Genomic DNA, 20,755 nt, shown 5'->3' on the forward strand with positions numbered 1-20,755 from the left:
ATCTCACGCCCTGCCGTAGCGCTCCAGCCAATGGGCGTAGGGCGCCGGCAGGACCCAGGACGGCCGCTCCTCGCCCAGTTCCAGCGCCGCCTTGTAGGGCCAGTGCGGATTGGCGAGATGGGCGCGCGCCACCATGACGAGGTCGAGCCGTTGGCGCGCCACCGCCTCGTTGGCCGTGGCCGGCACGTCGATGCCCCAGGAAGAAGCCACCGGTAGGCCCGTGGCCTCGCGCACCCGCGCCGCGATCGGCACCATGAAGGCCGGCGCCCAGGGGATCTTCGCCGCCGGCGTCGAAAAGCCGATGCTCACGTCGAGCAGGTCGAGCCCGAGCCGACGGAAGGCGCGCGCCAGTTCGATGGATTCGGCAAGCGTTTCCTCGTCGCGGCCGTCGAACTCGATCACGCCGAAACGCGCCGTGAGCGGCAGCCGCTCGGGCCAGACTTCGCGCACCGCCGCCAGCGTCTCGCGCAGAAAACGGCCGCGCCGCTCGGCGTCTCCACCGTAGGCATCGGTGCGCTGGTTGGCATGCACCGAAAAGAAACTCTGCGCCAGATACCCGTGGGCGAAGTGCAGCTCCAGCCATTCGAACCCGGCTTCCAGCGCCCGCCGGGCCGCCGCCACGAAGTCGCGCTGCACCCGGGCGATGTCTTCCAGCGTCATCTCGCGGGGCACGCGCGGCAGGTTGGCGCCGAAGGGAATGGCCGAAGGCGAGATTGGCGTCCAGGCGCGGGGATCGCTCTCCGGCAGATGGTCGTCCCCCTCCCAGGGGCGATTGGCGCTCGCCTTGCGGCCGGCATGGGCGATCTGGATGCCGGGCACCGCGCCGGCTTTCTTGATGCCGGCGGCCACCTGCGCGAGCGCCTTCGCCTGAGCATCGTTCCACAGTCCCAGGCAATAGGGCGTGATGCGCCCTTCGGGCGAGACGGCCGTCGCCTCGACCACCACCAAACCGGCCCCGCCTCGGGCGAGGCTCGCGTAATGCACCGTGTGCCAATCGTTGGCCACGCCCTCTTCGGCGCTGTACTGGCACATCGGCGAGACGGCGATGCGGTTGCGCAGCCGTACTTCCTTGAGCGTGAACGGGGAAAACAGAGCGGACATGGCGGAAGACTCCTCTTGGGAAAGAATATGGCGAAGGAACTGGGTGGGATCAGTGTAGGCAAGGGAGGGGGATTTGGCAAACGAGATGGGCGAACCATGGGGCGATGCGTTTCGAGTAAATCAGGCCTTACTGCAATTTTGGTCAAAAAACTAATGGAATAAATGGCATTTTTATTTCTGCCTGGGCAGACGAGGTTCCGGGGGAAGGGCGGTCAAGGGAATGCGCGCCAGTCGATCGCACAGCCAGCCAAAGCCCACGCGTTCCTGTTCCAGCCGCAACCGGGGCTGGTGGCGATCGAAGCGGAGGTCGTCATACACGGCCGCCTCGTCGGGCGTGAGACGCGGCAAGTCGTGGCGTGCCGGGTCGGCTTCCTCGCCCCAGTGCATACGGTGGGCGAGCAGCGTCTGTCGGTCCATGAGGAAGGACGCCGCGCTCGGGAAGTGGGCGCGCAACTGGTCGAGGATGGCGAAGCCGTGGGTGTCGAGGTCGCCCCAATAGAACAACTGGCATCGGTGCAGCCAATCGGTGCGCGCCAGTGCGTCCCAGCCGTAGCCGGCGCCGAAGATCACGATGGCTCCGGTCACCGGCGGAAAGGCCAGGAAGTTGGTCTCGTTCTCGGTGATGAAGACGCGAGCGACGGGCAGGTGAAGCGCCGAAAAACTAGCGGCGTCGAGCGTGAGGTCGGGTAGCTGCTGCGGCACGTCCTGACAGCCTGGCAGGCTGGGCAGCGCCGGGTCGAGCAGACGAAACCGGATTCGCACCGGCTTGTCGAGGAAGCCGAATCGACGGGCGAACCGGGCGGTGCCGGTCGCGGCGGCGTCGATGGCCTCGGGTGGCAGGGCCAGGTCCAACAACTCGGCGAGCACGCCGCGGTGGGTCTCGATGAACTTGCTGTCCACCCTAGGTGCGTCCACCTGGCGCAAATACACGCCCGGGCGCGGATGGGCCTGCAGCCAGGCCACCACCGCCAGAAGGCGTTCCCAACGGTCGGCGAGCTCCAGTGCCTGGATCGGCCGCCGGGACAGCCACGCCAGAAGCATGGGCTGCGCGGCAGCCGTCTGCTGCCAGAGCGCCTCGAACCGCTGCGCCTGACGCGCCTTGCCAATCAAGGCCAAAGCATTCTGCACGGTATCGAGCCAGACGGCGGCAGGGAGACGCTGCATTCCTTGCACACGGTGGTTCCGCTCGCGCCATTCGATTCGAACCTGTGGGATCTCGGCAATGGCGCGCACCCAGTCGCGCACGGCATCGAAGCGATCGGAGAGGTCCGAAGCGCTGGGCGTCTTCAAACTCAGACGCAAGGGCCACGCCATGGCGTCCGTGACCGTCGCACGCAGCAACTCGCCCCGTTCCCACAGGCGTTGCACCTGGGCGCGTAGGTCTGCCGGCGTGGTCCAGCTCATGGTGCCGCGTCGCCTTCTGCCGCGCCTGCGGCGGCCATCCCGTCCGCTGCGCCCGATGCCGTCCCTGCTGCCGTCCCCCCAGCCTTCTGCGCCCGGTACTCTTCGATCGTCAGGCAACGCAGCCGTGAGTCGCGCCCGCCCTCGTTGTGCACGAAGCCGACGCTGGCCACGAAGGGCTCGATGATGTGGATTTTCTGCAGCGGTGTGACGATCAGCAGTTGCAGGTTGAGCTGCTGGAAGAGGCGCAGCCCGTACTGCGCAGATTCGTCCGAGCCGCGCCCGAAGGCCTCGTCGATCACCACGAAGCGGAAACTGCGCGAACGCACCGCCCCCCATTCCAACCCGAACTGGTAGGCCAGGCTTGCCGCGAGCACGGTGTAGGCGAGCTTTTCTTTCTGTCCGCCCGATTTTCCGCCCGAGTCGGTGTAGTGCTCGTACTCGGCACCGTCGGCGCGCCAGCGCTCGCTGGCCGAAAACAAAAACCAGTTGCGCACGTCGGTGACCTTGGCGGTCCAGCGCCGGTCGGCGTCGGTCAGGCCTTCGCGGCCCCGGAAGCGGTCGATGATGGCCTTGACCTGCAGGAATTTGGCCTCCGAATACTGCTCGTCGGCCGAGCCGGTGAGCGCGCCGGAGGTGGCCGCGCGCAAGTCCTGCTGAAAGTCGCGCACTTCGGCGTCCGGACTGGGCTGCGCGATGAGCTTGATGAAGCGGCCGGGGTTGTAGTCGATGGCGGCGAGCGACTGGTTGATGAAGTCCACCCGCTCCTTGATCGTCTCTCGTTCGCGGGCGAGCTGGGCGTTGAAGTTGGCGATCTCGTTGATGGTGTTGACGTTCAAGAGCTCCTTGAAGCGCGCCTCGAAGCGCGGCAGGTCGTCGCTCTGCAAGCTGGCGAGCAGGCGTTCATACTCCGGCAATGCCGCGAGTGCAACGTCCATTTCGGCCGTCTCGGCCTTGAACTCCTCCTTGAAACCGCGCATGGCATTGACGATGCGCTCGGTAAGGCGCGCCAGGCGCTTGTCCTCCATGTCGATGCGAGCCTGCAGCCAGTCGCGCAGCTCCTGCTCGCGGTTGTCGCATGATTCGACCGTGAGTTGATGCTCGCCCAACGCCTGCGCACGCCAGGCGTCCAGACGCGCGATCTGCGTTTCGGTCAGCGGTGCGTCAGCCCAAATGGTGCGGGCCTGATCACACAGTGTTTGCGCCGCCTCTTTCCTGGTGGCGACCGCCGAGCGCTTGTCGCGGGCCGCGTCGCGCTGGCGCTCTACCTCCGTAAGCCGCCCTTGCACCGCCTCGAGCTGGCGCGCCAATTCTTGCAGCGCGTCGGAGGCGGCTTCCAGCCTCGCCCGTTCCTCGGTGAGATCGCCGATTCTCCGAACCAGGCTCATCCAGTCGATGTCGGCAAAGCGCGTGAATTCTTCCAGTTTGCTGAGGGCATCCAGCCGGCCCCGCAGTTCGTTGCGCGCCGCTTGGATTTCGCCGATGCGCTGCCCGAGCATGGCGAGCTTCTCCTCCAGACGCTGCCGCCGGTCGTGCAAGGCGCGCAGCTTGTCGGCATTGCTCCAGCCGAGCACGTAGCGGCTGCGATCGGAGATGGCGCTGCGGTCGTCCTTCTCGTGGCGCCCGCTCGGGTCCTTGATTTGTCCTGCACGCGTGATGGCGCGTGCCTCGCGGCGAAACTGCTCGCCGGTGTCGCAGCAGGCCACGTCGAAGCGCTGGCGCAGTTCCTGTCCCAGCCACTCGGAGTGCGGCGAATCCGGCTTGATGGCGAGCTTCTTCACCAGTGACTGCGGATGCAGCGCCACGCCCGGCGCCGCCTTTCGCGGACGCACATGGAAGTACACCAGCCGGGCACCCAGATGCTGGCGGTCCACCCAGTCCACAACGGCCTTGTAGTGCGCCTCCGGCACCAAGAGCGAAAGGCCGAAGCCATGGAGCAGCCGTTCGGCGGCACCTTCCCAGTCGCGTTCGTCCTCGCGCACCTGGATGAGCTCGCCCGCGAAAGGCAGTTCGTCTTCGGTGATGCCCAGCGTCGCGCACAGCGCATCGCGGATGCGAATCTGGGCGGCGCTGATGTTGCTCTTGCGCCGCTGCAGACTGTCGATCTCATCGGACAAGACGGCGTGCTCTTCACGACCCTTGCGGAAAGCAAAGTCCTCCTCGCGCTCGCGGTTGTCCAGGTCGGCAATGCGCTCGCGCAAGCCTTCGGCGCGCTGGGCGATGTTCTGCTGCTGGGCGAGAAAGCCGGCTTCATCGGCCGGCGCTGCCTCGTCGATGCGCGCCAGCAGCGTCTGAAAGCGATCCGATTTCTGCTGGCGCTGGATCTTTTCCTGCTCCAGACGGCGCATCTCCGCCGCCAGCTCCTCCAGGCGGTCGCCGCCGTTGTCGCGCAGGGCCCGCTCCAGGCGGCCAAGCTCGATGCGCTCGGTTTCGCGCTGAATGTCCAGGCGCTCGATCTGCGCGTCGAGCCGGGCTGCATCCTGCGCCAGCAGACCGAGGCGGCGTTCCAGCAGCTCGCCCTTCTGCCGGGCGAAGTACGGCCGAAGCTGGTCGCGCGCCTCCCGCCAGCCCTGGATCTCGGCCGAAAGCCGCTGGTGACGCTTGCCGTCCTCGGCCAGGGGTGTGAGCAAATCCACCTGCCGCTTGGCCTTGAGCACCGCCTGATGCGCCCGGTCCAGGTCATCGAAGTGGCGGATCAACGCCTCGATGCGGCTGCCCACATCGAAGGGCTCCAGCATGTGGCTGCGTACGAAGTCGGTGAGGTTGCCCACCGACTTCATCGAGACGGTCTGGTGGAAGAGCTCCAGCGCCTGCTCGTGCTCGATGCCGAATCGACGGCGGAACCAGGCGCCGTAGGGCGGAAAGCTGTCGAACAGTTCGCAGCCCGCACCGCGCAGCTTCTTGCGCAGCGCCGTGATGTCACTGCCAAAGCCGCTGAAGTCGTCGGCGAGGGTAAGTTCGCGCTCCGCGGCTACGAACAGGCGCGCAGGCTGGCCCTGCGGATCCTTCAGCCAGAACACCTGCGCGAGCGTCACTGCCTGGTCGTAGCCCTCGTTGCGGAACATGCCGAGGATGACCGAGTAGCTCGACGCATCGCGCAGCGCCACAGGGCGGGCAGTGCCGGTGACCTCGTTGCGCTCGCTCTTGTAGTGGCCCAGCACGTAGGAGCGCAGCGAGCGCTCGCGTGCGTCCGCCCCGGCCGCCTTGTTGTAGGCCACGCGCTGCGCCGGCACCAGCAAGGTGGTGATGGCATCGACCAGCGTGGACTTGCCCGAGCCGATGTCGCCGGTGAGCAGGCCGTTGCGCCCGTCGAGCTCCAGGCGCCACACCCGCTTGTCGAAGGTGCCCCAGTTCAGCACCTCCAGCCGCTGCAGCCGAAAACCCACGCGGCTGTCGTCGCCCACGAAGTCGAGGTCGAGCGTTGACACTTCAAGCATCGCCTGCCTCCTTGGCGGCACCGGACGACAGCGCCGTGCGGTAACCCTCCATGCGCGCGTCGAACTCGGCCAGCCATTGCGCATCCACGAAGGCTTTCAGGATGCGCCGCACCTCGTAGTGCCCCCGGTCCTGCACACTGCCGGCAGCAGGCTTGAGTCGGCGCAGAAAGCCCAGATCGACCACCTTGGCGAGAGTCGCGTCCACCTGGTCGATCAGCCGGGCCTCGTTGGTGCCATCGGGCAGGAACACTCGCATCAGCTCGGCAATCTCGTCGCGCGAGAGCACCAGCCGCGTGTCGCCGCCACCAGCGTCGAACTCGGCCAGGCGCTTTCTGAGCAGCGCCAGCATCAGGCTTACCGGGTAGGACAGAGGCCGGCGCGCAATGAGCCGAGGCAGGCGCGGTGCGCCGTCGGCTTCGTCCGGGTCTGGGCGGCTTTTGAGGAACGCGAAGCCCTCGGCTTCGTCCAGCACCAGCTCGAGCAGCAGCACGGCGGCCTGTTCCCTGACGCGCGCCTGCAGGCGCAAGAGGCTCTCCCACAGCCGCTCGTCGTCGTCGCGGTAAAGGACGCCCTTGAGGAGGTGCACCATTAGCCGCGACAGCTCGGGCACGGCCGGCGGTGCGCTGGACGGCACGTCCATCGTGCTGTCGTCGTTCAGGGCATCGCTCATCATATCCATTTTTCCCCCAGCGGATTTCAGCGCGTGAAAATCACCCGCGGCAGGTGTGCCGTGCGCATCACGGTCTCGCCCGCGGCATCGCTGCCCTGCCAACGAATCGTCTCGGGGTGAGCATCATCCACCACGACCCGCCAGCCGTTCGGCGCATCACCGGCATCAGCGGCGTGGGCTAGCTCCAGATAAGCCACCAGCTCGGCCAGACCCTGGCGCAAGGGCTCGGCCTCCAGCAACTCGCGCAGTGTGATCTGCGGTTGGCAGCGCAGCGCTCGCTGCACGGCTGACCGCAGGCGTGCTTTGTCTACCACGATCTGGTCGAACAGACGCGCGGTATCGATATCGTCCTTGCCAGCGACGAGTGCCAGATCGGCCAGACGTTGCTTCTCGCTCGGCGTATACAGGGGACGCTCGAACGGTAGTTCTACGTCCGCGCCCATGGCGTCGATGTGCATGACCGTGCCGGCGGGCATGGCCTTGCGCAGTGCCAGCGCCTTGCTCTCGATGCCGTGCAGCAGGTCGAGGATGCGGCGGTGCTCAAGGAATGCTCGGTCGTCCAGAAAACGGCGCAGCTGCTGCGAGAGCATCGCCACGGTGCGCTGGGTGTGTTCGCCGGCCTCCATCCAGTCGTAGTGCACTCGGCGCGTGCGCGGATCCGGTGCAAGCTGCGCGACCGCGGGCAGTGCCAGCACCCGATCGAGCCGTTCGGAAAGCTCCTCCTGCCGCCGGCTGGACATGAGGAAGTCCCAGAACGCGCGAAAGCTGCGCCCCTGGTCGGAGTTGCCGATGGCGTCGCGCTCGCCCATGATCTCGTCGAGCAGCTCGCCCTTGGCGCCTTCCCACAGCGCGATCTTCTCGCGCACCTTGCGGTCGAGCTGGCGGAAGTTGTGCTCCACTTCGCGAAAATCGGCGAGCAGCTCGCGTGCCAGATGCTGGAACTGCAAGAAGCGATCCTTGACCGCCGTGTCGTCCAAGAGCGGTACCTCGCCTGCCAGCACGCGGGCGATCTCGGCGTCGAGCGCATCGCGCTTTTTGCGCAGTTCCTTCACGCGCTTGGCCGGGTCGGCTTCGGTTCCGGCGCTGATCTGCTCCAGCAACGCGAAGAGCGTCAGCAAGCGCGATTCGGTGCCGACGAACGGCCGCTCGGTGAGCGTCTGCAGCCATGCGATCGCTTTCTCGGCGGCCGGCGTCAGGTCGAACTGCGCCTCGTCCGTGCCGGGCTTGTAGAACTTGCGCAGCCACCCCTTGTCGGGTGCAGCCCAGTCGTTGAGGTAGTCCAGGGCGCTCTTGGGGTAGGCGTCAGGCCCGAGCTGTTCGCGCAGCGCATAGAGATCATCCTCCAGCGCTTCGACGAGGTCGACCTCCGGCATTACCCGCACGTTAGGTGCTACGAACACCCGGTGCAGAAAACTCGCCACGAGCGGCGCGTACGGCGAAGCCAGCAGCCGCCAGGCGGGATGGCGCTCGCGCAGGAGGGAGAGGGTGGCGTGGTCCATGGTGACGTCACGGACTCAGCGCTGCGGAACCGGCAAACGGTTCAGCTGCGCCTCAATCCAATCCCATCGCCTATCCGTGACCATCACGAATCGGCAGCGCCCTTCAGAAAGATTCGCCCACAGGCCGCCGATCAGGCGGTCATTCTCGGCCCCGTTCCAACGATCCGCACCCTTGTATTCAACCGCGAGAATCGGCCCGGGCTGACCTGCCACATCTGGTAACTGGCACAGGAAATCCGGGTAGAAGCGGCCGTCGGCTTTCTGCAGGAAGAAGGAGCAGCCTTCGCGGCGCACGAGATTGCGCACCCAGAACTTGATGCGGCCCTGCTGTGCCCATATGTCCAATTGGCAGGCACATTCGAACTCCTCTTTGCTGTCGAAGTCGCCGATGCGGCCGTAGAAGTGCTTGCGGAAGTCGAAATGCCCGAATCGTCCGTCGTAGTCGCGACTGGGCGCATAAGCCAGGGCGTGAAACTCGAAGACGTATTGGTCGCTCACTGCCACGCGCGAGGCCGCATCGTCACCGAATAAGGTCTGCTGGTACGCCTTGCCGACAGCCTGTTTGCGCAGTTCCCGAATACGCGCTTCGATCAGATTGCGGATCAGGAACTTCTGCAGGTTGACGCGCGCCAGCGTGAAGCCGTCCCGGCGCAGCAAGGCCGTGAGCCACGCGGCGACGAACGCCTGCTTGTTCTCATGGGTCAGCGACGGTTCGGGCAGGTTGCGGCACAACCAGGTGGCGAGGCGTACTTCGTCCCAGTGTTCGGGTGGATACACGAGACCCAAGTCGCGCTGCAATTCGGGCAGGAAACGCGACACCACGTGACCACCCGCGTCGACGTCGATTTCGCCGCCCTCGGCCACCTTGAGCGCCGCACCCAAGGCTGCGAGTTCGCCGGCCGTCGGTTCGGCGTCGTAGAGCGAGAGGTTCCACGGATATTCGAGCACTTCCGGATCGTCGAAGAGCTGCAACTTGCCCTGCACGCGCAAGGCCAGCTGCGGCACGCGAAAGCGCTCACCCTGTTCGGCCGGTGTCTGAAAAAACTCGATCGCCGTCGTGCGGCTCTTTTCGGCAGCTTCCTCAATGGCCGCGGCTGCCGTTGCGGAAGTGACCGATGCCTTGAGCGCTTCGGTTTCATCTTCCGAGAGCGGCGCGTGCAGGGTCAGGGTGTTGAGCGCACTGTCCCAGCTCAGTTTGTCGCGCACCGGTTTCGGCACGCTTTTGAGGTCGGGCTTTTCCGGCAGCGTCACCGCCACCGGCCGCACCACCACACGCCCGGCGTGAGCTTCCAGGTCGAGACGCGCCTGCTCCGGCAAAGCCGCAGCCACGAATTCGGCCACCTCGCGCCGCTCGAAGCCGGCCCCGGCCACCAGCCGGTCGCGCAGCGCGGCCGCTGTTTCGGCAAAGTTGCGCGACACCACGAATGCGTAGGATTGATTGAGGCGCTGGTCGGCAAAGTGGCGCGCGTTCGGCTGGCGCAGGATGCGCCCCAGCAGCTGTTCCACCGCCGTGGCCGATTTCAGCTCGGCCATGCTCACCAGAATGTAGGCAAACGGGCAATCCCAGCCTTCGGCGAGTGCCTTCTGGGTGATGACGAACTTCACCGGGCAGGCCGGGTCGGCAATGCCCCGTGGGTAGGTGGCGTCGATCTGCTCCAGCCCTTTTTCTTCGCCGGTGGCCACGACGATCTCCTCGGGCGGGATGCCGTGGTTGGCGATCAGCTCGTGCTTCACGCGGTCGAAATCCAGCGTCTCCACGCCCGCGCGGCGCGGTTCGGACTGGATCAACACCACCGGCCGCAGGTAGGGTGCGCCGGCACGGCGTTCTTCATCGGCCAGCTTGTGCAGCGCCTCGCGCCGGGCCAGCGCATCGGCCAGGCACTGCTGCCAGTTGGGCTCGGTTTCGAGCAGCACCGGCAACTTGATCATTTCCTCCGCTTTCAATTCCGCCGCCGAGACGCTGTGCAACACGTTGCTCGGCGTGCGCGTGAGATCGGGCGTGGCGGTGAGCTCCAGCACGCCGCTCGGGCGAAAGCGCGCCAGCATGTCGAAGGCGAGCTCCGTGCGGCTGTTGTGCGCTTCGTCCACGATCACGAAGGGCCGGCGCAGGCGCAACACGTTGGCGAGCGAATAGGGCACGGTGCGCTCGCTGCCCTCGCCTTCGGCCAGCAAGGCATCGCGCTGGTGGGGCGAGAGGTTGTCGAAGTGGTGCATCAGCGCGCCGCTCGACTGATACACCTTGCGGCATTCCTCATCCTCCACCTGAAACGCCTGGCGCGTGGCGACGATCACGGTGGTGGACGTGTCCAGCGTGGCGCGCGTCACGCTCTTGGCTTCTTCCAGATCGAGCACCGTCACCGGCCCTGCCTCGCGCAGCGCGGCGTGATAGGGGTGGCTGCGATCCTTCAGCGCCTTGATCGTCTGCTCGCGGATCGACTTGCTGGGCACCAGCCACAAAATTACGCTGTACTCGCAACGCAGCAGGTGCGTGTTCACCAGCGCCACGCTTTTCGCTGCGAGCCAGGTTTTGCCGCCTCCGGTCGGCACGCGCAGGCAGAAGTACGGCATGTCGGCCGGAAAGCCCGTGAGCGGGTGGTACGGATTGCCGCGGCCCCACAGGCGTTCGGTCGTGGCGGTGAAGGCAAGCGCGGGCGAGGGGAGTTCGTGGCAAGCCTTGAAATAGGCCTCCACGCTGTCCAGCACCTGCTGCTGGTAGGTTTTGGGGGTGAAGGGGGTCATGGCTTTCCCGTGTCTGGCGCGTGCAGTGTCTGCTGCAGCTGCGGCGGTTCGAGCTCTTGGGGCCGTACCGCCTCGATCGCGCCGGCACGGCGGATGATGATGGCCGTACCGGTCCGCGCTGCGATTTCCCAGGCACGTAGGGCGGCGCGTTGCATGGCCTGACGTGATAGGCGCAAGTCCTCATCCTGCGCGGTTTCGATCGGTCGTGGATTCATGGCTTCTCGCTCCAGTCCAGCAATACCGGCGTGGCGCCGGCGTTGTCATACAGCGCCCAAGCGTCCACCAGCGGGGCATACAGGCGTTGGAAATTTTCCCGGCCGGCCGCAAAGCGGCGGCGGATCGTCGCTTCAGGAATGGCGTGTCCGCCCTGACGGACGCGCTGCGCGACACGGGCAATGGCTTCCTCGGGGCTGTCGAGTTGCAGAAAAATCAGCTTGACCCGGTAGCCGGCTGCCTGCCAGGCACGGATGTGGTGTACATAGCCACGCCCGGCTAGCGTGGTCTCGAACGCGAAATTCTCGCGGGCCGCGAAGTGCCGCGAGAGTTCTTGCAACATCAGGCGACCAGCCTGTACGGCCGCCTTCTCCGGCGCAAATGGTGCTAGCCCCGCGGCGATCAGGTCGGCGTTCACAAACACCGGGCAACCGGCCTCGTTGGGCAAAAATTCGCGCGCAAACGTGGTTTTGCCCGCGCCGTTTGGCCCGGCAATGATGATGACCTTGCGCGCCTGCATGGCTCACATCTCCAGCGCGTAGGGCGTTTGCTTGAAGATGATGCCCTCGCGCGCCAGCCGTGCGTTGCCCAGGCGGCAGGCGGCGGCGTAGATCACTTTTGGGCCGGCGAAGGGCGGCAGCGCCTCGAACACGGCGCTGGTGAGCACGTTGCCGCCGTCCGCCGATTTGTCCTTGAGAATGCCGTTGTAGAGGAGATAAATGGCCCGGCCCTCAAAGATGCCCAGGAGCGGCGAGTCGGCTGTGCCGCTAAAGCCCGTGCCGGTTTCCACGAACCAGACGAATTCGGCGAGCTGGGCAAAGGTCACGTCGCCGCGGATTTGGCCGTCGGCGTCGAACAAGGGCTCGGGGCAGAGGCGGCAGAACTGGAATCCGCCGCCCAACCCTGCCACCGCCTGCCCCTTGGCATTGGTGTAGCCCTGCGCCACCCGGCGCACGCGCTCGGCGGTGACGTTTTGCGCGATGCCCGGGTCCATCTCGACCAGGATGAAACGGCGCTTGCCGCCGTCCTCGGCGTTTTGTTTCAGGACCGCGTGGGCGGTGGTGCCGGAGCCGGCGAAACTGTCGAGGATAAGGGAATCCTTGTCGGTAGCGATTTGCAGGATGCGCTGGATGAGCAAGGTTGGTTTTGGGGTGGGGAATGATTTATCTCCGAATATGGCTTTTAGTTCTTGGTTCGCAATGTCTGTATGTGCTGCGAATCGATAATCCCAAAAATTTACCGGAGGCATGCCATCCCTTACTTCAGACAAAAAACGCTTTACAGTTGGCGTCTTGCTTTTACCATCTTTTCCCCAATAAATTCGATTTTCCGATAGGTACTGTTCGTATATATCTCGAGATGCTCGCCATGCTTTTCTGGTTGCGCGGAGAATTTCACCTGTATTTGGTTGGATAATGTCATAAGCCAGATTTGGTCGTTCTTTCGGTGAAAGAGGATTTAAGAATGGTATTGCTTTCCAAGGCCCACGAGGATCGTTGTCCGGGTTCGAATAACGAGCATTTGCTTCTTCCCCTTTTGCAACGAGATTGGGCGAAAAGGAACTCGACTTCGCGTATGCCAAGATGTGCTCAACAACGGTAGTGAATCCAGAAGTGTTATTGCTACGAGTGTATCGCTTTTGCCACTCTATTTGTGCGATGTAGTTGGAGCGTCCGAATATTTCGTCCATTAAAAATTTTAGACTTGCCACCTCGTTGTCGTCGATCGACACGAAAATCGCCCCGTCTTCACGCAGGAACTGCCTCAAGAGCACGAGGCGCGGGTACATCATGCACAGCCAGCGGTCGTGGCGGTCGAGCGTCTCGCCCTCCTTGCCGACCACCTCGCCCAGCCACTTGCGAATCTCGGGGCTGTTGACGTTGTCGTTGTACACCCAGCCCTCGTTGCCGGTGTTGTAGGGCGGGTCGATGTAGATGCATTTCACCTGGCCGGCGTAGCGCGGCAGCAGCGCCTTCAAGGCGTGCAGGTTGTCGCCCTGCACGATCAGGTTGCCCGAATCGGCCGGGCCGCAGGAGAGATCGGCGACCGGCTCGAGCAGTCGGAACGGGACGTCCTTGTGATGCTTGACGACGGCGTCTTTGCCGATCCAGTTCAGTGTTGGCATGGGCGCTCATTTCTTGGAAAGGGAAACCCGGCAGGCGCCGCGTTTCCGTTATTGCGTGGGAATGAAGTGTAGCGGTTCGCGCCGGCTCCGGCAACGGCATGGAATGATCCGGTGCAGCGTCGCTGCAGCGCCCGAAATATTTCGACCTGTGCCGCTCTCGGGCAGGCGCAGCGATTCCGGCCCGCGGATGCGGTGGACGCGGCGGCCGCGCAAAGATTCGACTAGATTTTTGTGTCGGTTTTGGTGTCGGGAGAGAGATTTTTTCGGCGAACTGCGCTTCGACGTCCATGGCCCCGTGCAGCACCCGCACGATCCGCACCAGGCCAGGCTCTTCAAAAAACAGCACGAGGTAGTTGCCGTATCCGCTTCGGCCTGCGGCAGAAAGATAAGCCGTACCAATCAGGTTCTTTCGGCCGCTTCAGCCATGGCGAGATACTTCGCCTCCAGCCGGTCGAACACTTCTTCCTCCGAAAGATCCGGTCCGCTGGCCAGACCCACCGCCACGGCTTCGCGCAGGGCTTGCAGCTTGGCCGCCTGTTCGGCTTCATGCTCTTCGAGCAGGCGCAGTCCGGCGCGCACCACTTCGCTGGCGTTGTTGAAACGGCCCGACTCCACCAGCTGGCGGATGAAGGCCTCGAAATGGGGGCTGAGTGCCACACTGGTCGGCATTGCGGTGTCTCTTGATGACTAACAACAGTTATTAAAGTCGGGCTCCTGCCCCTTGTCAAGGGCCGGCCCAGCCTTGGCACAGCGCTCACTTCTGAACAGACAGGCTTCTGATGGTTGGGCCGCCTTTGTCTCGTCGTTTGCCGCAAGAGCTTAGGACGCAAGGAAATCTTCCGGTCCGTGCCGCTCGGGCAGGCGCAGCGATTCCGGTCCGCGGATGCGGTTGACGCGGCGGCCGCGCTGGACGGCGGGGCGCTCGGCGAGTTCGTTCGCCCAGCGCACCACGTTCTTGTAGTCGTGGACTTGCAGAAACTCGGCGGCGTCGTAGAGGTTTTCCAGGATGAGGCCGCCGTACCAGGGCCAGATGGCCATGTCGGCGATGGTGTATTCGTCGCCGATCATGAATCGGCGTTGGGCGAGGTTGCGGTCGAGCACGTCGAGCTGGCGCTTGACTTCCATGGCGAAGCGGTCGATGGGGTATTGCAGCTTGATGGGCGCGTAGGCGTAGAAGTGCCCGAAGCCTCCGCCCAGGTAGGGGGCGGAACCCACTTGCCAGAAGAGCCAGGAGAGGCACTCGGCCCGCGGAGCACCCGAGGCGGGGAGGAATTGGCCGAATTTTTCCGCCAGATAGACCAGGATGGCGCCGGATTCGAACACCCGCGTCGGGGGATTGGTGCTGCGGTCGAGCAGGGCCGGAATCTTGGAGTTGGGGTTGATGGCGACGAACCCGGTCGAGAATTGCTCGCCTTTCATGATGTCGATGGGCCAGGCGTCGTATTCGGCGTCGGCATGGCCGGCTTCGAGCAGCTCTTCGAAGAGGATGGTGACTTTTTGGCCGTTGGGCGTGCCGAGCGAGTAGAGCTGGTGGGGGTGCTTGCCCACGGGCAGCTCGGCTTCGTGCGTGGGCCCGGCCACGGGGCGGTTGATGCTGGCGAATCGCCCGCCGCTGGGTTGTTCCCATTGCCAGACGCGCGGCGGGGTGTAGGGTTGGTCGGTCATGGGGGGGCTCCTCGTCAAAGGGTGTTTCAACGATTTTCTTGGAAAATCACCACATGCACCCGCCTTGGTCCATGCGCGCCGAGCTGGATCGTCTGTTCGACGTCGCCCGTGCGGGAGGGACCGGCGACGAAGTTGATGGTGCGCGGCAGCCGTTCGCGCCAGTCGCCGCCAGCGGGAGCGAGGTGGTGGCGCAGGCGCTGCCAGAGGTCTTCGAAGTGGCGCACGATGGTGGCAGCGTCGAGCAGGATGAAGTGGTTGTCGGGCACGAAGAGGTGGGTGACAGGGCTCTCGGGGCCGGAGAGGAAGGCGAGGGTTCCGACTTCGGCGATGCCGGCGAAGGCGAGGCTCACGGCGCTCTGGGTGTCGATGCCGGCGGGGCCAGGGTCGAGGTGCCAGTCGGCGGGCCAGGGGAGTTCGAGCAGGGGCCGGGCGGCGTGGGTGGGGGCGGGAAGGCCATGTTCGCGGCACCATGCGACGAGGTGCTCGACCGCGGCGGCTTTCGTGGGCACGAGGGCGCTGGTGCCGCCGCGGGCTTCCCAGCGCTTGCGCCAGCGTTCGACCAGGTCTTCTTCGGGCACGGCAAGGCGCGGGTGCGCCGGCGGCATGGGGAATTCGGGGGCGGGCGGGGCGGCGTCGCGGCCGAGGTTGCGGCGAATGGCGCCGAGCACGGTGTCGCGGCGTCGGGCGGCGAGGGCGGGGTCGAGGGGGGCGGATTCGCTCATTCGTCGTGGCCTTTGGCGTGCCAGAGTTCGAGGAAGGTGCGCCCGGCGGGGGCGGGGAGGTCGCGCGCGTCCGTCCAGCCGGAGAGCCCCGGCAGGCGGCGGATGCGTCCTTTGTGGCCTAGGGTGGCGAGGAGCCGCACGGCGAGGCGCTCGAGCCCGTGGTAGAGGGCGGGGCGTTCGGCGACGCGCCGCCACAGGGCCTTGACGCGCTGCTCGGCCGGGGGGTGCAGGCCGTCGCGCTGCTGGGCGTGGCGCACTTCGCGGATGAGATCGGGCAGGGGGATCTTGACCGGGCAGACTTCGCCGCAGCGGCCGTTGAGGGTGCAGGCGTTGGGAAGGTCGTAGGCGGTGTCGAGTCCCACGAAGAGGGGGGTGAGGACCGAGCCCATGGGGCCGGGGTAGACCCAGCCGTAGGCATGCCCGCCGATGGCGCCGTACACGGGGCAGTGGTTCATGCAGGCGCCGCAGCGGATGCAGCGAAGCATCTCGCGCCAAGGGCCGCCAAGCATGCGGCTGCGGCCGTTGTCGACGAGCACGACGTGGTATTCCTGCGGACCGTCGGGATCGCCGGCGCGGCGCGGGCCCATGGAATAGGTGGTGTAGGTTTCGCTGTCCTGGCCGGTGGCGCTGCGCGCGAGCAGCCGCAGGAAGAGGGTGGCGTCTTCGAGCGCGGGGACGACTTTCTCGATGCCGGCGGTGACGATGTGCACGCGGGCGAGCGTCTGGGTGAGGTCGCCATTGCCTTCGTTGGTGACGATGACCGAGGCGCCGGTTTCGGCGATGAGGAAATTCGCGCCGGTGATGCCCACGTCGGCACGGAAGAAGGCGCGCCGCAGCTGCTGGCGCGCTTCGGTGACGAGGCCCGAGACCGTGGGCTCGGGGGTGGTGCCGTGGTGCTCGGCGAAGAGTTCGGCGACTTGCTCCTTGGTCTTGTGTACGGCCGGGGCGATGATGTGCGAGGGCGGTTCCTTGGCCAGCTGCACGATGTATTCGCCCAGATCGGTTTCGATCACTTCGAGCCCGTCGGCGGCGAGCGCCTCGTTGAGCCCGATTTCTTCCGAGACCATGGATTTGCCCTTGGCCACGGTCTTGGCGCCGGCGCGGGCGCACAGGGCGCGGATGATGGCGCGGGCGTCTTCGGCGTCGCGTGCCCAGTGGACCTGGCCGCCCACGGCGCGTACCTGCGCTTCGTAGCGTTCGAGCCAGAGGTCGAGCTCGGCGAGGATCTCGTCCTTGCGCTGTCGGGCGGCTTCGCGCAGGGCCTCGAACTCGGGCACTTCGGCGACGGCCTTGGCGCGTTTGCCGATGAATCCGCCGGCGGCGTTGGCGAGGGCGCGCTGCAGCAGTGGGTCGTGCAGGGCGAAGGTGGCGCGGGGGACGAACTCGCGGGTGCGGATCTGCATGGGGTCGCTCCGTTCAGGCCTGGCCGATGCCGGGGCCGTCGGCCAGGCCGGCGAGCACTTCGACCGTGTGATAGACGCGCACCGGGGCGCAGATGCGGGAAAGCCGCCCGGCGAGGTGCAGCAGACAGCCGAGGTCGCCCCCGAGCACGACCTCGGCGCGGGTGGCGAGCAGCCGCTGCACCTTGTTTTCGGCGAGGCGCTCGGAGAGGGTGGGATACTTGACGCTGAAAGTGCCGCCAAAGCCGCAGCAGACTTCGCGTTCTTCGGCTTCCACGAGTCTTAGCCCTTCGACACGGGCAAGCAACGCCCGGGGCGCCTCGCGGATGCCGAGCTGGCGCAGCCCCGAGCAGCTGTCGTGGTAGGTGACGCGATGGGGGAAGCGGCTGCGGATGTGCTCGGGGCCGACCCGTTCGTGGAGAAACGTAAGGAGCTCCCAGGATTTGTCGGCGAGCGCCTGGGCACGGCCAGCCCAGAGGGGGTCGTCGCGCAGCAGGCGGGGGTAGTCGTGCTTGAGGGTGGCCAGACATGAGCCGGAGGGGGCCACGAGGGCGTCGAAGGCTTCGAACTGGGCGATGGTGCGGCGGGCGAGCGCGCGGGCGGCGTCTTCGTCGCCGCCGTTGTAGGCGGGCTGGCCGCAGCAGGTCTGCTCGCGCGGAACTTCGACGCGCCAGCCGGCGTCTTCGAGGAGCCGCGCCGCGGCAAAGCCGATGTTGGGCCGCATCGCGTTCATGAGGCAGGTGGCGAAGAGGCCGACGGTGCCGGTGCGATCGGGGGGCATGGGATTCGCTCCAGAAGCGTTCTTTGCGTAGGATAATGAGAATCGATGAGCCCGGCAAGGCGGGCGAAGGGCGAGAGACGATGCAGCAGACGGAAGACAGGGGGGAGGATACGATCATCGCGCCGGCGAGCGGCCGGGCGCCGGTGCCGTTCTTCCCGATGACGCGCGCGGAAATGGCACGGCTGGGGTGGGAGGCGTGCGACGTGATCCTGGTGACGGGGGACGCGTACATCGACCATCCGAGTTTCGGCATGGCGCTGCTCGCGCGTTTCCTGGAAGCGCACGGCTATCGCGTGGGCATCCTCAGCCAGCCGGATTGGCACAGCGCCGAGCCGTTCAAGGCCTTGGGGCGCCCGCGGCTGTATTTCGGCATCACCGCCGGCAACATGGATTCCATGGTCAACCGCTATACCTCCGAGCGGCGCATCCGTTCGGACGACGCTTATACGCCGGGCGGAGTGGCGGGCAAGCGCCCGGACCGGGCGGTGATCGTCTATGCGCAGCGGGTGCGCGAGGCCTTTCCTGGCGTGCCGGTGGTGCTGGGGGGAATCGAGGCGAGCCTGCGGCGGCTGGCGCACTACGATTACTGGTCGGAGAAAGTGCGCCGCTCGGTGCTGCTCGACGCGAAGGCCGATATTTTGCTCTACGGCAACGCGGAGCGGGCTCTGCTCGCGCTCACGCGCCGGCTGGATGAGGGCGAGCCCATCGGTTCGATCCGCGATCTGCGCGGCACGGTGTTCGCGGTACCGCCGGGCTGGAAACCGCAGGCGGACTGGCGCGAGATCGACGCGAGCGAGGTCGAGGCGCCCGGACGTTCCATGCCTCCGCCCGATCCCTACGCCGTGCGTCCCATGCCCTCCGCGCCGCAGCCCGCCGAGGGTCGAGAGCCCGTGGGCGCCAAGCGCGACCGCAGCCGCGAGGTGGTGCGCCTGCCTTCGTTCGAGGCGGTGCGCGACGATCCCCTGCACTATGCGCATGCCTCGCGCGTGATGCATCTGGAATCGAACCCGGGCAACGCCCGCGCCCTGGTGCAGCGCCACGGCGAAGGGCCGGGGGCGCGCGAGGTGTGGGTCAATCCGCCGCCGCTGCCGCTGTCTACCGCCGAGATGGATTTCATCTACGGCTTGCCTTACGCGCGTCGTCCCCATCCGAGCTATGGGCAGGCGCACATTCCGGCCTGGGAGATGATCAAGTTCTCGGTGAGCATCATGCGCGGCTGTTTCGGCGGCTGCACGTTCTGCTCCATCACCGAGCACGAGGGGCGCATCATCCAGAGCCGTTCGGAAGACTCCATCCTGCGCGAGATCGAGGCGATCCGCGACCGCACGCCGGGCTTTGCCGGGCACGTGACCGACCTGGGCGGACCGACGGCGAACATGTACCGGATGCGCTGCAAGGATCCGGCGATCGAGCGCCATTGCCGGCGCCTGTCCTGCGTCTATCCCGGCATTTGCCCGAACCTGGATACCGACCATGCGCCGCTCATCCGGCTCTATCGCCGTGCGCGGCAGGTGCCGGGGGTGAAGCGCATCACCATCGGTTCGGGCGTGCGCTACGATCTGGCGGTGCGCTCGCCCGAGTATGTGCGCGAGCTCGTCACCCATCACGTGAGCGGGCGGCTGAAGATCGCGCCGGAGCACACCGAGCCGGGGCCGCTCTCCAAGATGATGAAACCGGGGGTGGAGACCTTCGAGCAGTTCCGCGCCCTCTTCGAACGCTTCTCGCGCGAGGCGGGCAAGAACCAGCAGCTGATCCCGTACTTCATCGCCGCGCATCCGGGCACCTCCGACGAAGACATGGTGGCGCTGGCGCTGTGGCTGAAGAAGAACGGCTTTCGCCCCGACCAGGTGCAGACCTTTCTGCCCACGCCGATGGCGCTCGCCACGGCGATGTATCACAGCAGGCGCAATCCGCTGCGACCGCTCGCGCGCGGCGAGGCGGTCGAGGTGGTGCGCGAGGGGCGGCGCCGGCGGCTGCACAAAGCGCTGCTGCGCTGGCACGATCCGGCCAACTGGCCGCTCATCCGAGAGGCGCTGCTGAAGATGGGGCGGCGCGATCTCATCGGCAACCGGCCGGATCAGCTGGTGCCGTGGCAGGATGCGCCCGTTGGGAAGGTGAAGGAGGAGAGGCCGCGGCGTCGGTTTCGCGGAGGAAAGGATGCCTGAACTGCCCGAAGTGGAGGCGGTGCGCCGCGGCTTGGAGGATCGCCTCGTCGGGAAAAGTCTGACGGAAGTGCGGGTGCGCGAGCCGCGCCTGCGCCGGCCGGTGCCGCCCCTTTCGCCTTGGGTGGGGCGGCGGTTGCTGCGGGTGGAGCGGCGGGGGAAGTATCTGCTGTGGCGCTTCGACGAGGGGACCCTGCTCGTGCATCTGGGCATGAGCGGCCATTTCGCGTTCGCAGCGCCGGAGGTGCCGCCGGGGCGGCACGATCACGTGGATTTCCTCTTCGAAGAGAATCTGCTGCGTTATACCGACCCGCGGCGTTTCGGCCTCATCCTGCCGCTGGATGCGGCCGCCGAGCGGGCGCTGGAGGCGCGTCTGGGGCTGGAGCCGTGGGATGCGCGGCTCACGCCGGCCTTGGCGCGCGAACGGGTGCAGGAGCGGCGGCGGGCGATCAAGGAGGTGCTGCTCGCGGGCGACGTGGTGGTGGGCGCCGGCAACATCTATGCCTGCGAGGCGCTCTTTCATGCCGGTATCCATCCGGACCGGCCAGCGGGTACGCTCGGCGAAGAGGATTGGGCGCGGCTGCTCGCAGCGCTGCGGGCGGTGTTCGAGGCGGCGATCGCCGCCGGCGGCACGACCCTGCGCGATCACCGCACGGTGGAAGGAAAGGGGGGTGAATACCGCGACCGGCTCGCGGTGTATGGACGCGAAGGCGAACCCTGTCCGCGTTGCGCTGCGCCGGTGCGGCGGGTGCTCCAAGGGGGGCGAAGCACGTTCTTTTGCCCGGTTTGCCAATCTCCGGGGCGAGCGGCATGGTAAGCTTATGCGATGTTCCCATGCGC

General features: G+C 66.3%; 16 protein-coding genes. 2 read left to right on the plus strand and 14 right to left on the minus strand.

What is annotated here, in order from left to right:
• Positions 1-3: 3 nt before the first annotated feature.
• The 14 genes from ASC37_RS00465 to ASC37_RS00530 form a co-directional block, all read right to left on the minus strand.
• Positions 4-1,101: an NADH:flavin oxidoreductase/NADH oxidase gene (locus ASC37_RS00465; protein ID WP_055422488.1), complete on the minus strand. Its 1,098-nt coding sequence runs from the start codon at positions 1,099-1,101 to the stop codon at positions 4-6.
• A 171-nt stretch (positions 1,102-1,272) separates the two neighbouring features.
• Positions 1,273-2,505: a DUF3322 domain-containing protein gene (locus ASC37_RS00470; RefSeq protein WP_055422489.1), complete on the minus strand. Its 1,233-nt coding sequence runs from the start codon at positions 2,503-2,505 to the stop codon at positions 1,273-1,275.
• Positions 2,502-5,939 carry an ATP-binding protein gene (locus ASC37_RS00475; RefSeq protein ID WP_055422490.1) on the minus strand — a complete coding sequence of 1,146 codons (3,438 nt, stop codon included), beginning with the start codon at positions 5,937-5,939 and terminating at the stop codon, positions 2,502-2,504. The genes ASC37_RS00470 and ASC37_RS00475 overlap by 4 nt, the downstream gene beginning before the upstream one ends.
• On the minus strand, positions 5,932-6,609 hold the full coding sequence (locus ASC37_RS00480) for a DUF4194 domain-containing protein (RefSeq protein ID WP_055422723.1): 678 nt from the start codon (positions 6,607-6,609) through the stop codon (positions 5,932-5,934). The genes ASC37_RS00475 and ASC37_RS00480 overlap by 8 nt, the downstream gene beginning before the upstream one ends.
• A 26-nt stretch (positions 6,610-6,635) precedes the next feature.
• A complete protein-coding gene (locus tag ASC37_RS00485; protein ID WP_055422491.1) occupies positions 6,636-8,108 on the minus strand; it encodes a DUF3375 domain-containing protein in 1,473 nt (490 codons plus the stop codon).
• Between the two features lie 15 nt (positions 8,109-8,123).
• On the minus strand, positions 8,124-10,847 hold the full coding sequence (locus ASC37_RS00490; RefSeq protein ID WP_055422492.1) for a DEAD/DEAH box helicase: 2,724 nt from the start codon (positions 10,845-10,847) through the stop codon (positions 8,124-8,126).
• Positions 10,844-11,062 (minus strand): hypothetical protein, encoded by a 219-nt coding sequence (locus ASC37_RS00495; RefSeq protein ID WP_055422493.1) that lies wholly within the window; start codon positions 11,060-11,062, stop codon positions 10,844-10,846. The genes ASC37_RS00490 and ASC37_RS00495 overlap by 4 nt, the downstream gene beginning before the upstream one ends.
• Complete coding sequence (locus ASC37_RS00500; RefSeq protein ID WP_055422494.1) at positions 11,059-11,580, minus strand: zeta toxin family protein; 522 nt, start codon at positions 11,578-11,580, stop codon at positions 11,059-11,061. The genes ASC37_RS00495 and ASC37_RS00500 overlap by 4 nt, the downstream gene beginning before the upstream one ends.
• 3 nt (positions 11,581-11,583) lie before the next feature.
• A complete protein-coding gene (locus ASC37_RS00505) occupies positions 11,584-13,185 on the minus strand; it encodes a site-specific DNA-methyltransferase (protein WP_055422495.1) in 1,602 nt (533 codons plus the stop codon).
• Positions 13,186-13,584: 399 nt separating this feature from the next.
• Positions 13,585-13,854, minus strand: a complete 270-nt coding sequence (locus ASC37_RS00510) for a type II toxin-antitoxin system ParD family antitoxin (RefSeq protein ID WP_055422496.1) — start codon at positions 13,852-13,854, stop codon at positions 13,585-13,587.
• 150 nt (positions 13,855-14,004) lie between these two features.
• The gene (gene yghU / locus ASC37_RS00515) at positions 14,005-14,850 is read right to left on the minus strand and encodes a glutathione-dependent disulfide-bond oxidoreductase (protein ID WP_055422497.1); all 846 of its coding nucleotides are present in this window, start codon (positions 14,848-14,850) and stop codon (positions 14,005-14,007) included.
• A 26-nt stretch (positions 14,851-14,876) separates the two neighbouring features.
• Entirely contained in the window at positions 14,877-15,572 is a 696-nt protein-coding gene (locus ASC37_RS00520; protein ID WP_055422498.1) for a LutC/YkgG family protein, read from the minus strand.
• Complete coding sequence (locus ASC37_RS00525) at positions 15,569-16,975, minus strand: LutB/LldF family L-lactate oxidation iron-sulfur protein (RefSeq protein ID WP_055422499.1); 1,407 nt, start codon at positions 16,973-16,975, stop codon at positions 15,569-15,571. The genes ASC37_RS00520 and ASC37_RS00525 overlap by 4 nt, the downstream gene beginning before the upstream one ends.
• Before the next feature lie 13 nt (positions 16,976-16,988).
• Positions 16,989-17,753, minus strand: a complete 765-nt coding sequence (locus ASC37_RS00530; RefSeq protein ID WP_055422500.1) for a (Fe-S)-binding protein — start codon at positions 17,751-17,753, stop codon at positions 16,989-16,991.
• A 158-nt stretch (positions 17,754-17,911) separates the two neighbouring features.
• On the opposite strand from ASC37_RS00530, the gene ASC37_RS00535 reads away from it, so the two are divergent.
• Both ASC37_RS00535 and mutM read left to right on the plus strand, forming a co-directional pair.
• Positions 17,912-19,918: a YgiQ family radical SAM protein gene (locus tag ASC37_RS00535; RefSeq protein ID WP_055422724.1), complete on the plus strand. Its 2,007-nt coding sequence runs from the start codon at positions 17,912-17,914 to the stop codon at positions 19,916-19,918.
• Complete coding sequence (gene mutM / locus ASC37_RS00540; RefSeq protein WP_055422501.1) at positions 19,911-20,732, plus strand: bifunctional DNA-formamidopyrimidine glycosylase/DNA-(apurinic or apyrimidinic site) lyase; 822 nt, start codon at positions 19,911-19,913, stop codon at positions 20,730-20,732. Before ASC37_RS00535 ends, mutM begins: the two co-directional genes overlap by 8 nt.
• The last annotated feature ends 23 nt before the right edge of the window (positions 20,733-20,755 follow it).

The sequence above is a fragment of the Tepidiphilus thermophilus genome (assembly GCF_001418245.1).
Taxonomy (GTDB): domain Bacteria; phylum Pseudomonadota; class Gammaproteobacteria; order Burkholderiales; family Rhodocyclaceae; genus Tepidiphilus; species Tepidiphilus succinatimandens.

Bases quoted from the DNA above. Each gene is read 5' to 3' on its own strand.
- ASC37_RS00465 (WP_055422488.1), bottom strand. From the start codon at position 1,101: ATGTCCGCTCTGTTTTCCCCGTTCACGCTCAAGGAAGTACGGCTGCGC.
- ASC37_RS00470 (WP_055422489.1), bottom strand. From the start codon at position 2,505: ATGAGCTGGACCACGCCGGCAGACCTACGCGCCCAGGTGCAACGCCTG.
- ASC37_RS00475 (WP_055422490.1), bottom strand. From the start codon at position 5,939: ATGCTTGAAGTGTCAACGCTCGACCTCGACTTCGTGGGCGACGACAGC.
- ASC37_RS00480 (WP_055422723.1), bottom strand. From the start codon at position 6,609: ATGAGCGATGCCCTGAACGACGACAGCACGATGGACGTGCCGTCCAGC.
- ASC37_RS00485 (WP_055422491.1), bottom strand. From the start codon at position 8,108: ATGGACCACGCCACCCTCTCCCTCCTGCGCGAGCGCCATCCCGCCTGG.
- ASC37_RS00490 (WP_055422492.1), bottom strand. From the start codon at position 10,847: ATGACCCCCTTCACCCCCAAAACCTACCAGCAGCAGGTGCTGGACAGC.
- ASC37_RS00495 (WP_055422493.1), bottom strand. From the start codon at position 11,062: ATGAATCCACGACCGATCGAAACCGCGCAGGATGAGGACTTGCGCCTA.
- ASC37_RS00500 (WP_055422494.1), bottom strand. From the start codon at position 11,580: ATGCAGGCGCGCAAGGTCATCATCATTGCCGGGCCAAACGGCGCGGGC.
- ASC37_RS00505 (WP_055422495.1), bottom strand. From the start codon at position 13,185: ATGCCAACACTGAACTGGATCGGCAAAGACGCCGTCGTCAAGCATCAC.
- ASC37_RS00510 (WP_055422496.1), bottom strand. From the start codon at position 13,854: ATGCCGACCAGTGTGGCACTCAGCCCCCATTTCGAGGCCTTCATCCGC.
- yghU (WP_055422497.1), bottom strand. From the start codon at position 14,850: ATGACCGACCAACCCTACACCCCGCCGCGCGTCTGGCAATGGGAACAA.
- ASC37_RS00520 (WP_055422498.1), bottom strand. From the start codon at position 15,572: ATGAGCGAATCCGCCCCCCTCGACCCCGCCCTCGCCGCCCGACGCCGC.
- ASC37_RS00525 (WP_055422499.1), bottom strand. From the start codon at position 16,975: ATGCAGATCCGCACCCGCGAGTTCGTCCCCCGCGCCACCTTCGCCCTG.
- ASC37_RS00530 (WP_055422500.1), bottom strand. From the start codon at position 17,753: ATGCCCCCCGATCGCACCGGCACCGTCGGCCTCTTCGCCACCTGCCTC.
- ASC37_RS00535 (WP_055422724.1), top strand. From the start codon at position 17,912: ATGACGCGCGCGGAAATGGCACGGCTGGGGTGGGAGGCGTGCGACGTG.
- mutM (WP_055422501.1), top strand. From the start codon at position 19,911: ATGCCTGAACTGCCCGAAGTGGAGGCGGTGCGCCGCGGCTTGGAGGAT.